Source organism: Mesobacillus maritimus (genome assembly GCF_023715205.1).
GTDB classification, from domain to species: Bacteria; Bacillota; Bacilli; order Bacillales; family Cytobacillaceae; genus Mesobacillus_B; species Mesobacillus_B maritimus_C.
Window position 1 is genome coordinate 99,301 of sequence record NZ_JAMBNR010000014.1, and the last position, 13,414, is coordinate 112,714.

At 35.0% G+C, this 13,414-nt stretch carries 7 protein-coding genes, 1 pseudogene and 1 riboswitch; all 8 genes and pseudogenes read left to right on the top strand.

Features of this window, described 5'->3' with window-relative positions; all coding sequences use genetic code 11:
- Nucleotides 1–189: 189 nt before the first annotated feature.
- Nucleotides 190–1,749, top strand: a complete 1,560-nt coding sequence (locus M3182_RS19035) for a spore germination protein (protein WP_432806724.1) — start codon at nt 190–192, stop codon at nt 1,747–1,749.
- A gap of 8 nt (nt 1,750–1,757) precedes the next feature.
- Entirely contained in the window at nt 1,758–2,948 is a 1,191-nt protein-coding gene (locus M3182_RS19040; protein ID WP_251559611.1) for a Ger(x)C family spore germination protein, read from the top strand.
- Nucleotides 2,945–4,042, top strand: a complete 1,098-nt coding sequence (locus M3182_RS19045; RefSeq protein ID WP_251559613.1) for a GerAB/ArcD/ProY family transporter — start codon at nt 2,945–2,947, stop codon at nt 4,040–4,042. The genes M3182_RS19040 and M3182_RS19045 overlap by 4 nt, the downstream gene beginning before the upstream one ends.
- Nucleotides 4,043–4,565: 523 nt before the next feature.
- A riboswitch (TPP riboswitch) is annotated at nt 4,566–4,680 on the top strand.
- A 127-nt stretch (nt 4,681–4,807) separates the two neighbouring features.
- A complete protein-coding gene (thiC, locus tag M3182_RS19050) occupies nt 4,808–6,592 on the top strand; it encodes a phosphomethylpyrimidine synthase ThiC (protein WP_251559614.1) in 1,785 nt (594 codons plus the stop codon).
- A 1,564-nt stretch (nt 6,593–8,156) separates the two neighbouring features.
- Nucleotides 8,157–9,952 (top strand): annotated as a pseudogene (ltrA, locus tag M3182_RS19055) (group II intron reverse transcriptase/maturase).
- Nucleotides 9,953–10,258: 306 nt separating this feature from the next.
- The gene (locus tag M3182_RS19060; protein ID WP_251559616.1) at nt 10,259–10,555 is read left to right on the top strand and encodes a hypothetical protein; all 297 of its coding nucleotides are present in this window, start codon (nt 10,259–10,261) and stop codon (nt 10,553–10,555) included.
- Nucleotides 10,556–11,474: 919 nt separating this feature from the next.
- Nucleotides 11,475–11,795 carry a hypothetical protein gene (locus M3182_RS19065; RefSeq protein ID WP_251559618.1) on the top strand — a complete coding sequence of 107 codons (321 nt, stop codon included), beginning with the start codon at nt 11,475–11,477 and terminating at the stop codon, nt 11,793–11,795.
- Nucleotides 11,796–11,996: 201 nt separating this feature from the next.
- On the top strand, nt 11,997–13,040 hold the full coding sequence (locus tag M3182_RS19070; protein WP_251559620.1) for a two-component system sensor histidine kinase NtrB: 1,044 nt from the start codon (nt 11,997–11,999) through the stop codon (nt 13,038–13,040).
- The last annotated feature ends 374 nt before the right edge of the window (nt 13,041–13,414 follow it).

The window sequence follows — 13,414 nt, forward strand, 5'->3', positions numbered from 1 at the left end:
ACAGTTATCTAAACTCAATCCCCATCTTACATACAGGTGGGGATTATTTGCCGTTTACCATCAAACAGTTAAATAAAAAGCCTTTTTCAGAAAATGCGGATTCTATCCACATTTTTAGCTGAACAAAATCAAACCAGTATAATTCATCTCACTTCTGGAAAACTATACCACGAGAGGAGATGACTGGTCATGAAATTACTTCTAAACTTAAGAAAAAGAAAAAAATTTAAGCTATCAGAAATGCTTGATTCTTTTTCTAATGAAGAACCAGATAAATTAATTAGTTCAGACCTTTCAGCCAATGAACGATTTTTGCGAGACATTTTTCATCAATGTTCTGATGTTGTGTTTCGTGTTGTACCTATAAACGATAAAACAAGATTACTTTTTGTCTATATTGATGGTTTATGTGACACAAAACCTCTCGATGAGATGGTGTTATGTCCTGTTAGGGCATCTGAAAAAAAATGTGAAGTATTTATATTTGAAGAATTTGTTGCAAATCAGCTTCGAGCGGTTGCTCAGATAAAATCAACCAAGAATGTAAATGAATTAATTAATGGGATATTAACGGCAAATGTCGCCGTTCTTGTCGAGGGAGAAACAACTGCTTTACTTGCAGATTTAAAAGGTTTTGAAAAACGGTCAATTGAAGAGCCTTCCTCCGAAACCGTCATACGTGGTCCAAGAGACGGGTTTACAGAAACATTACGTGTGAATACAAGCTTAATCCGTAGACGAATTAGGAGCTCTAGATTGAAGATAGAGTCATTTACAATTGGTAAACTTTCAAAAACAGATGTAGCAATTATATATATTGAAAACATTGCAAGTGATTCTGTTATTGAGAAAGTACGTAAGAGACTTGAGTCAATTGAAATTGATGGAGTTATCGAGACTGGTTTTATTGAAGAGTTTGTTGAAGATTTTCCTTTTTCTCCATTTCCGCAAGTTCAAAACACCGAACGCCCTGATATTGTTTGCGGCAGTTTACTGGAAGGGAAAGTATCCATATTGGTGGACAATACTCCATTTGTTCTAATTGTTCCCATGACCTTTTGGTCGGGGTTGCAGGCCGCTGAAGACTACTATGAACGGTTTATTTATGTAACCTTTATTCGCTGGATTCGCTATACTTTATTCAATATTTCATTACTGCTTCCCTCTATATACGTTGCAGTAACAACTTTTCACCCACAGTTAATTCCAACAAATTTGTTAATAAGTATAGCATCTGCACGAGAGGACGTCCCATTTCCAGTGCTGTTTGAAGCTTTTATGATGGAGCTGATGTTCGAAGCTTTACGTGAAGCGGGGATACGGCTTCCAAAGTCAATTGGTTCAGCTGTTAGTATTGTAGGAGCCCTTGTTATTGGGGAAGCTGCTGTACAGGCTGGTATTATCTCTGCTCCCATGGTTATTGTGGTAGCAGCTACAGGAATAGCATCATTCGCGATACCGCGCTATAATTTCGGCACTGCATACAGGATCCTTCGCTTTCCTATACTTATCCTAGCAGGACTATTTGGTCTCTATGGAGTTATTCTGGGAATGATTGCCATCCTCATTCACCTTGTTCATCTTCAATCCTTTGGGGTTCCCTATTTAAGTCCCATTGCCCCGCAAAATCCAAAATATCTTAAGGATGTTTTGGTCCGAGCACCTAGATGGAGCATGCATCGTCGACCTATAAGAGTAGCTGGTCAAGATAAAACTCGTATTCCTAAAGGGCGATGGAGGAAAAACTGAAGGAAGGAATGAATGATGAGATGATCAAAAGACTAAAAATATGTCTTATTCTACTAGTTTGTATGTTTTTAACTACCGGATGCTGGGATGAAAGAGAAATAAATGATCGGGCCATCATATTGGGGTGGGGTTTCGACCAAAATGAAGAAGGAGATTATATTGGCAGTGCTCAGATTGTTGTTCCAGGGGAAGTTGGTGAGAGAAGTAGTGGTCAAGGCAAAGGATATATAGTTGAAACTGCTACAGGGAAAAGTCTTTTGGATGTAACTCAGAATTTGCAAAGAAAGCTCTCAAGGGAAGTTTTTCTAAGTCATCAGAAGGTCATAGTAATAGGGGAACGCTTAGCCAGAAATGGGATATCGAACATCCTTGATGTATACAGTCGAGAACCTGAACTTCCCATACGAACGAACTTTTTTGTTTTAAAAAACGGTGAAGCATTTGATTTTCTGGAGGTACCTTATAAGATGGAAGACATGCCTTCAACTGCTGCACTGAAAATGTTCCAAAGTACAGCAGGACCAGAAAGCACTACGTTTAAGGATTTTTTGGAAGGTGCGAGTTCAGAGGGAATTAGTCCTACAGTACCGATTCTTGAAATTATTAATTCTAAAAAGGAGAAAGAAAAGGATACCGAGACCTTCCGGCTTGGGGGGAGAGCTATTTTCAATCAGGATCTTGAGTTGGTTGGATTTTTATCCTATCGAGAGTCAGTTGATAGATTGTGGATTATTAACAAGTTAAATACTCATAAATTAACCACAAATTTATTAGGGGAAGAAGGAAATGTAGGTATAATGGGTATGAATTTTAAAAGTAAAATCCAACCCATTATACAAAATGATCAAGTGGAATTTCATATAACGCTTTCCGGAACAGGGGTGGTTCGTGAAAATAATACAGCATTAGATCTAAAGCAGCCAAAGAACCTTCAAATAATAGAACGTACATTTAATAAGAATTTACAAGATCATATGATAAGTACCATTACAAAAGTTCAAAAAGAATATAAAACAGATATTTTGGGTTTTGGACAATCCATTCATAAGAAATACCCTCGAAAATGGAAAATTTGGAAAAAGGATTGGAGTAAGAAATTCTCGGATGCAGATATTACAGTTAAAGTGGATATAAATATTGAGCGAACTGGGGTAACTGGTTCTCCATTACATTTGAAAGAAAGTGAGATCCAGAAATGAAAATTTCCAAGTACCAAATATTTTGGATCATTGCATCTCTAGAAATTGGAATGGTTTTGTTACTGACACAATCCCCTGCTATCGAGGAAGCAAAGCAGGACGCTTGGATCTCATTTGTTATTGCTGGGTTTGCAGGAATAGGAATCACCTTTGCTGCAGGAAAACTAAGTCTTCTCTATCCTAACAAAACATTCATTCAGTATAGTCAAAGCATATTAGGGAAATGGTTAGGGAGAATAATAGTGATTCCATATTTTATCCATTGGCTTTCTGTGATTGGAGTTATTTTTCGTCAATCATCAGAAATAATCCAAATGACTTTATTTACACAAACCCCAATATTTATTTTAATTGTACTTTTATTACTTTTAGTCATTTATGTGAATTATATAGGGGGGATTGAAAGCATTGGGCGGTGTAGTGAAATCATGGGCCCGTTGATATTATTAATGGTTATTATTACTTTGGTCCTTAATTTTAATAATTTAGAATGGGATAAGATTCTGCCCGTTTATACTGACTCAGGATTAAAATCTATTTTAAAAGGAGGTTTAACGCCTGTATCGTTTTATGGTGAGTCGGTTTTAATAATGATGCTACTCTCTTTTACAGAAGAACCGAAAAAAGGAGTAACTTGTGCTATATGGGGTGTAGGAGTTGTTGCTCTTTTAGTGACTATTTCAACTCTAGAAATTCTAATGGTATTTGGAGCAAATTTGTCTTCAAGACTATGGTACCCATTTTTTGAGATGGCGAGATACATATCGCTTATGCGGTTTATACAAAATTTGGAAATAATTGTGACTGTTATATGGATCTTCAGTATATTTATAAAATTGTCCATTTATCTATTCGTATCTAGTTATGGGATAGCTCAATGGTTAAATATAAAGAATTGGCGAAAAGTTATTTGGTTTGTAGCAATAGCTTCAATAGTACTTTCTTTGATTTATCCTAATAATAACGTAGCGTCTGTTTCTTATCTTGAACAATATTGGCTTCCATTTGTTCTCCCTGTAAATATGATACTGATTCCCTTGCTCCTTTGGGGGATTGGGGTTATTCGTAAAAATTCAAAACAGATTGATAAGTAATCATACAGCAAGTGTAAAATAGGCTCCATCTTATAAAGAGATGGGACCTATTTTATCCTTACTTATAAATCCACGGCCAGGAGACTCTTTAAGACCTTAACTTTTAAACTAAGGCTTTCTTCTCTTTTTCTCCCTCATAATGAAAAGCCAATGCTCTTCTGTCCTTATCCGCTACCCAAGCTAACTTTTCTTTAATTTTGTGAAGAAACTAAAATAAAATTCCATGGTTGCTAAAACCCTAATGAGGGTACATGATGAGCAGCATTTAGTATTTTATGTATTGTATTTTCTGGGGTAGGACAAAAAACTCCGAATGTCTTTTCTATGAAAAATAACCTAATATCCTTCTTATTCTTCCTTAGAAATCATATTTTCTCTTTCTTGTAAAAAATTAAAATGTTATTGTTAATTCATATATTAACAATAAAAACTATTGCTATCCGTCTCTTAATCAAATGTTTTTATTTTTTTATTGCTCCTTTTATTTTACTTAAAACTCATGTATACTAAAATCAAACTAAATAGAAATAACTAGGGGAGTCCAATAAGTTGGGCTGAGAGAGAAACACGTTAAAGTTTCTTGACCCTTTGGACCTGATCTAGATCATACTAGCGTGGGGAAGTTAGAAAATTTGAATAAACTTCTACATACTAAGCCGGTCCATGCTTTTTGGATTCGGCTTTTTTATTTAATTCATTTCTATAAGTCCTCTTATATTGTCTAGAACTCGTCCTTTAATTTAAAAAAAGGGAGAGATTTACTCTATGTCAACAACTTCATTAAACGAAAAAAACATTTCCATCATGTCTAGTTTTTCAGGTAGTAAAAAAGTTTATGTTGAAGGCTCAAGACCCGATATCAAGGTCCCAATGCGTGAAATTGAACTAAGTCCAACAACGGGTACCTTCGGTGAAGAAGAAAATCCACCAGTACGTGTCTATGATACAAGCGGACCTTATACGGATACTAATTATGCAGTTGATATAACAAAAGGTCTTCCTCGTCTTCGAAGCACATGGATTCTTGAACGAGGAGATGTTGAGGAATATGAAGGAAGAGAAGTTAAGGCTGAAGACAATGGATACAAGAATGAGAATGACCCTCGTGCGAATCAGAATGTGTTCCCGGGTTTAAAGCGTAAACCATTACGTGCAAAGAAAGGTGGAAATGTCACACAGCTTCATTATGCAAAGAAGGGCATCGTCACTCCTGAGATGGAATTTATCGCAATAAGGGAAAATATGAAACCTGAATTTGTGCGCGAAGAAGTTGCAAGAGGTCGAGCAATTATCCCTTCTAATATCAATCATCCAGAGGGAGAGCCTATGATTATAGGACGTAATTTCCATGTTAAAATTAACGCAAATATTGGGAATTCTGCTGTTTCATCCTCCATCGAAGAAGAGGTCGAAAAAATGACATGGGCCACACGTTGGGGTGCTGATAGTATTATGGACCTATCAACGGGTAAAAACATTCATTCAACAAGGGAATGGATTATTCGCAATTCAGCTGTTCCTATAGGAACCGTTCCTATCTACCAAGCTCTTGAAAAAGTAAATGGTGTTGCCGAAGATCTTACATGGGAGGTTTACCGAGATACTTTGATTGAACAAGCCGAGCAAGGCGTGGATTACTTCACCATTCATGCTGGTGTTCTATTGCGATATGTTCCGTTAACAGCAAAACGTTTAACAGGTATTGTATCCCGGGGTGGATCTATTATGGCTCAATGGTGTCTTCACCACCACAAAGAAAACTTTTTATATACTCATTTTGAAGAAATCTGTGAGATTATGAAAACTTATGATGTCGCATTCTCTTTAGGAGATGGTCTACGTCCAGGTTCAATTGCTGATGCTAATGATGAAGCACAATTTGCGGAATTAGAAACTCTTGGAGAACTAACAAAAATTGCTTGGCAGCATGATGTACAGGTAATGGTTGAAGGTCCAGGTCACGTACCTATGCATCTTATTAAAGAAAACATGGACAAACAACTTGAGGTTTGTAAGGAAGCGCCTTTCTATACTCTAGGTCCACTTACAACTGACATAGCTCCTGGTTATGATCATATTACATCTGCGATAGGTGCAGCCTTGATTGGTTGGTACGGTACGGCTATGCTATGTTATGTTACACCAAAAGAACATTTAGGTTTACCAAACCGAGATGATGTCCGTGAAGGTGTTATAACTTATAAAATAGCTGCACATGCTGCTGATCTAGCAAAAGGGCATCCAGGCGCACAAAAAAGAGATGATGCCTTATCAAAAGCTCGTTTCGAATTCCGATGGAGAGATCAGTTTAATTTATCATTGGATCCTGAACGCGCTTTAGAATATCATGATGAAACGTTACCCGCAGAAGGTGCAAAAACAGCACATTTCTGCTCAATGTGTGGACCAAAGTTTTGTAGCATGAGGATCTCTCAAGATATTCGTAATTACGCGAAAGAAAACAGGCTTGATACAAAAGAAGCAATAGAAAAAGGAATGAAGGAAAAAGCAGAAGAGTTTAAGGAATCTGGTGGTAAATTATATCAATAACCTGCTGTAGGAGGTTTACGTTGGTGTTTCAAATAATTGTATAGAAATGTTATTTTATATAAATTCCATTAAAGGACTAGTTTAATTGAAGATAAAGAAACCTTGCCTCTTTAAAAGAGATAGTATTAGGGGTAAGGTTTTTTTTAGCTTTATTAGATTTCTACTGCTAATAGAATAAAACATTTACTTTATTCACTTGATACATGTTCATAATATTGATTTCCTTGATCCCTCTAAATAGTAACTTATGCCCTTCATGATAGAAATCATGTTGCTGTAATAGTTCGCACTTCAGAGAAGATAAAAATAAATAGTGAAAATTAAAAATTATTCAAGGGAATGTTTTAATAAAAATGATTAGTGCGTGCAATGAGTGGGATTGTTGTAGTTAAGTGCACTAAATACTGATGGTACAACCTCTTTAACAGAAAGTATGCCACTTATTATCGAAGCGCTGGGTAACGAAGATATGAAACGAATAATAACAATAGGAACTGCGGGTATTCTGCAAAGTAGAATCACGCCAAAATTTTTCGTTATCAATCAGTAATCAAAGCAGAAGTCAACCCGTCCAGCGAAAGGACATCATAAGGTTTATGATCTGCTTAAACAATCAACCTGAATGGACCATTATATGTCCAACGTATTTAACTGATGGACAAAGGTAAGGTAAATACCACGTAGAAAGTGATCTTTTGTCAGTAGATGGAGTTAAAATAAATGTATCAGATTTAGGACAATTTACTTTTAAACAGATAAAATCAAGTATTATATAAAACCACGAGTAGGTATCGCCTACTAATAATATTCTCTTGCATTATTACTTGCTGTCAAAAGGTTAAATTTATAGTTTGTGAAAAATTGTACTGTGCGAAACGTTTCCTTATAAGTGCCGAAGCACGAAATAGGAGGATTGCCGAAAGGCAACTACAACTGATTTACTGAAATTCGGAATGAAAGCCGTCATGTTGAGCTGAAACGAATTGTCTGATACTCCTGCATGCACAGAACGGTAGTAGCCCGACGTGTATGAAGCCAGGTGAAGTCGGCTGAAATGTGCCTAAGTTCTTAAACGGGATATGGTGCCTGATAGGTCGGGATGCTACAAAATATCTATGGTGAGAATGTCCAACTGGACTGACGAACTTGCGAATGTACGGGTCTAGAAATTAATACGCTCGAAAGACGTATGCTGTAAATGCAGTGTCAAACACCGAAAAGTACGATTAGTACATAGGAACCTCGGAATATCTAACTAATGAGGATATAGAATTGACAGGCTTAAAGTAAGCACCTACGGATATATGTTAAAGCTAGGTTAATCTGAACGTTGTAAGTAAGAAACATCCACTAACGACTACTATCGGGATGGTGTCTATAAGATATGTAAATATCGAAGTGGCTTTATTCTTATGAAAGTAGGGACGTAGTACCGTTGAAGCGAGTAATGATCGTGGAGGGATGGTCCCAAGTCTTTTTCTTTGAAACTAAGTCACTTAAATGAAACTCACAGGGTCGAGTAAGATGATGGGACTTTCCTCAAGGAAGGAGAAACAATCCATCGGTGAGTACAGCTTTACGACATGCAGAATATTATGGCATGCAAGACATATTTGATGACCTTTATGAGCGAAGTAAAAACAATGCCACAAAAGGTTCAAGGCTATATGAACATATCATATAGACAATATCTTATTAGCCTTTCGGAATATTAAAGCGAACACAGGCTCAAAAACAGCTGGAACTGATGGAATCACGATTGGCCAATACAAGATTGAAAACGCTGATGAATTTATTGAAGAAATTCGAAAAACCTTAAGGAATTACAAACCTCAAACGGTACGAAGGGTTGAGATACCCAAAACAAATGGAAAGAAACGTCCGTTAGGCATCCCAACTATGAGAGATAGACTAATTCAACAGATGTTCAAACAAGTATTAGAGCCAATTTGTGAAGCTAAATTTTACAAACATTCATACGGGTTTAGACCAAACAGGTCAACTCATCATGTAATGGCGAGATGTCAGTTCTTAGTCAATAATGTGAAGTTGCATCATGTAGTAGACATTGATATACAAGGTTTCTTTGACAACGTGAGCCATTCAAGGTTAATTAAACAAATGTACAGTATAGGCATACGGGACAAGAGAGTCTTAACGATTGTCTCGAAAATGCTAAAAGCACCAATAAAAGGCATAGGTGTTCCAACCATAGGAACTCCGCAAGGAGGAATCCTATCACCTCTTTTATCAAACATTGTTTTAAATGATTTAGACTGGTGGATAGCCAATCAATGGGAATGCTTAAAAACAAAGCATACTTATGCAACCAATAGTAGGACTAGAGCGTTAAGGAAAACGAACCTGAAACAAATGTATATCGTTAGATATGCCGACGACTTTAAAATCTTCACAAATTCTCATGAATCAGCCAGTAAAATATTTCATGCCACCAAAGAATACCTGAAAAATCAACTCAACCTTGATATATCTTCCGAGAAATCAACGATTACCAATCTAAGAAAGAGAAAATCCGATTTTCTAGGCTTTTCTCTCAAAGCAGTATCCAAGCGTAATAAATATGTTGCCAATACGCACATTATGGATAAGAAGAAGATTAATATATTTGAAAAACTTAGAAATTTAATCGGTGAAATTCAAAATAAACCAACCCCAAAAACGGTCTTGGATTATAACGCTTATATTCTTGGAATTAAAAATTACTTTAAGGTCGCTACTCATGTCAATATAGACCTTGGAAAAATAGCCTATCATCTTACGAAAATCATGTACAATCGTCTTAAATCAATTGGGAAGTATGGAAAACCGATTAATCCATCCGAATCATACAAGAGACTTCATAAGAATAATTTTAAAACATATAAAATTGCTGGTTTGTATTTATTTCCCTTAGGAGATATTCAAACAAGCAACGCTATGAACTTCAGTCAGGATATATGTGACTATACAAAAGAGGGAAGGTTTAAACTTCATCAAAATCTTAGGGCTGACATTGCCATAGAAATAAACAGGATGTTACAAATACCTTACGGTAAAGACAAACTGGATTTTGTAGATAACAAAATATCAAGGTACTCTATGCAACTGGGCAAATGTGCAGTAACAGGGGTATTTTTGACATCCGATAAGCTGCACTGTCACCATAAGTTACCCCGACATATGGGCGGAACCGATGAATTTAGCAATCTTGTAATTGTGCACGAAGGTGTACATAGGTTAATCCATGCCACTAATGAAAAGACGATTGAACGATATAGGAACATTCTTCAATTAGATGGAAAACAATTGAAGAAGCTAAACCAATACCGTAAGGTTTGTAATTTAATTGCTTTAGTCTAAAAGAATAAGATGGAACGCCTAATGCGGTGAAAATCGCACGTTGGGTGTGGAGCAGGGGAAAAGAAGGCGATTACATCAAGTTCTTACCTATTGCTATTAAACTAAAGGGGCAAGAGTTGAAGAATGGAGCTGTCATTTTGGCAGCTTTTCTTATTGTACGAACGTGCAGGTTTGTTCAATAAGAAATCACAAAAGGAAGAGCATTTACGATAAAATAAGATTTGGCGTATTCATGTCTAATAAAAAAGTAATGCCAAAAATTGAGAAGATGTACACGACAAAAATACTAATAGTTGGAGGTTAGGAATGTTTATCCTATTTGGTGTTATTGCAATAGTAGCAACTTTTATAAATCTATATATGTATAAAGCAGGAAAGGATTATAAGCTTGCTATGGCAATAGGACTATCATTTACAGCGTTAACACTATGTTCAGAATATAGTCTTGTTTCTCGGTGGGTAAAAGTGGGAGATTGGTCAGCTTTAATGGATGTAGTCCCTGGTATGGAAAGGGCATTATGGTTTTTGACCATTGTTTCTATCTTACTAAATATCGCACCTATACTTTTAGAACGAAAAGGGAAGATTAATTCGTTTTTTTAGAAAAGCTATGTTAAATAATATTGTTGTTACATGCAAACAGATAAGGGAACCATAGAAAGGTTCCCTGTAGTAAAGACATTACGATATAGTTTAATAACCAAGTTCTTTTTCTTCGTATTCTTTCTTCATTTTTTTAATACAACGTGTAAGAGTGTATATGAATGCAAAAATAATTATGATAGATGAAAAAAGTTTCCAATCAATATCGGGTAGAATAAAAAACGCCCTAAATATAACACTACTTCCAAATATCATTAAAAACAAAGTTAGAAAATAATAAATGCGCACATAACTACTATATTTTAGTAGACTTATGTTCCACCATTTTCTTCTTTTTTCCATAGAGAGATCACCTTCAAAAAATTTTTTATTATCTATTAAACTCATTTAGTAAATTCTGACAGTGTCATTTTATCATATGTTACATTTATAGAACATAAGCTACTTTCATTTTTCTAATTAGTAAAAATCTCTTACAAACGGTATTGCTCTGTTGTACTTAGTTTGCTAATTACATCTATGATTTCCTTATGTTTACCTATATTAAAGAACGTAATTTCGCACATATTAAATACCAACAGAGTTCTTTAACATAGCTTTTAGTAAAAATAGAGGTGGTGTGTCCAAAATATAGGGAATATATTCATAATTTTTAATATTTTGGAAACCAAATCCAATCGTAATCGTATTATTTAAATTAAGGCTATTTTCGTAAAGATTGTTGTTAAAATCCTAAATCTGATTTTAACGCAGGATAAGCCATTTTGTGCGTTTATAATAAGTTTACTGGCTCTTTTCTCCTGATTTAAAGTTGATGTCCAGTGAAAACAAAGCTAATTTTTTTCTCTTTATATCTAAAAGCAACAAAGTTTGAGAAAAGAGCCAAATATAAAGAAAAATAAAGGAGGGGAAGTTCCTATTGGTGAAAAAGATATTGGCAATTGTTCTTACATTATTCATATTAATAGGTTTAAGTTTCGGATTATCCCATTATCTTCAATCGAATTTCTTTGATTATTCATTTTTTGTAGGTTTAATTGTTACCGTAGTTATTTGGTTTTTCAGTTCAAAGGGAGGGGTTACCTCTCGGAATCTTGATATGAGAGTTCAAAGTACAATGGGGATGAAAACCTCACAAGAAAAATTTGAATTTTCACCAAACCTTGCTTTCGTCACTTCGTTGTTATATACCATTTTTACCTTTGCTGCAACTCTCTTTCAATACAAAGACTACTTCTAAAACAGGAATAGATATTAACAGAGCTTGGGAATCTAAACTCTTTTCTTGTTAAACGACCGGGCAGAATAGTGGTAGAAGCAACCGCGTTTTTACTAGAACGATATAAAATAAGATATAAAATAAATAGATGTAAATTTGTATTTATGTAATTTGTAACTTTTGATAAAATATTGATATATTTAATGAAAAATGGTGGTTTACTTGAATCTGAAAATCCAGTCCCTAGACATAGACTTTCACCAACTAATTGAAAACTCTCTTAATGCTATTTTGATTCTTGGAAAAGAAGGAGAAATTCTCTACTGTAATAAAGCTTGTTTGAAATTGCTCAAGGTAGCTTCTCCTGATGATATTTTATATAAAAATTTGTGCGTTTTTCTCCCTCTTGACTTCCATCCAATTTGTAAAGAACGGTTAAGAAAGGTAATGAAAGAACAGGAAATCTTAAAAAGTATAGAAGCAAAAATGATTAAAAGTGATGCGGAGATTATTGATGTTGAAGTAAAGACTGCACCTTATCTTCTGAAGGGGAAAGTCTATGCTCAAGTCATTATCCAAGACATTTCAGATCGCAAATTAACAGAAAAGCTTTTGTATGATAGGGAAAAATTAGCTTCACTCGGTCAAATAGCAGCTAGTATCGTTCATGAAGTAAAAAACCCTCTTACAGCCGTGAAAGGATATTTACAATTATTAAAGGAATCCCAATCACATAACTATTTAGATACGATGGAAACTGAATTGGAAAAAGCACTAGAGACTTTACAAAATTTATTACAGGTTTCCAAGCCTGATTTACATGATGAACCGTTTGTTTCCGTTGATTTATGTAAGGAATTAGAATCTCTATTGTTCTTATTTCAAGAAAAACTATATAAGGTGAAAGTAGAATTGGACTTAAAAGATCCAGAAAGAAAAGTAGTTGGCAAAAGAAATTTATTACTTAAAGCTTTTTTTAACTTGATAAAGAACTCAATTGAAGCCATTCCTGACAAGGGGAAAATAAGAATTGAACATTATTATGATAACGGGTCGATTCATATAAAAGTGAGTGATACTGGGGTAGGAATATCTGAAGACAAAGTAAAAATGCTGGGAACACCGTTCTTTTCTACGAAGAGTGATGGAACGGGTTTGGGTCTAACTCAAGTGTTTACGACAATACATGAACATGGTGGCGATGTCTCTATTCAAAGCTCAATTGGAGAAGGTACTGTATTTCATGTCCGACTACCTACTAAATAAAAATTGTTGATAGATGTAATAACTTTTCTTATCCTAGCATAGAAAGTGTTTTTTAATATTTGTCTCTTTTCTCAAACATTGAAGAGAAATCACTCTATTTTCACTTGAAGAGACTTTTTAGATTAGGAGAATAGTGCCAGCAAATTTATACGAACACATAAAAATGGCTTATTCTGGGTTAAAATCGGCTAAAGGATTTTAACAACAATTGTTACGAAAACAGCCTAATATTTAAATCTTCCACAATCGGGCACTTTTCTTTAGTAAGAAGGCGCCTTTTTATATGTTTCTAAACAAAATTTTGTGAGTATGATCACTTAAACTATAGAGTGCATTAATCCAAGAAGGATTAATGCACTTTTTGTTGAACACCT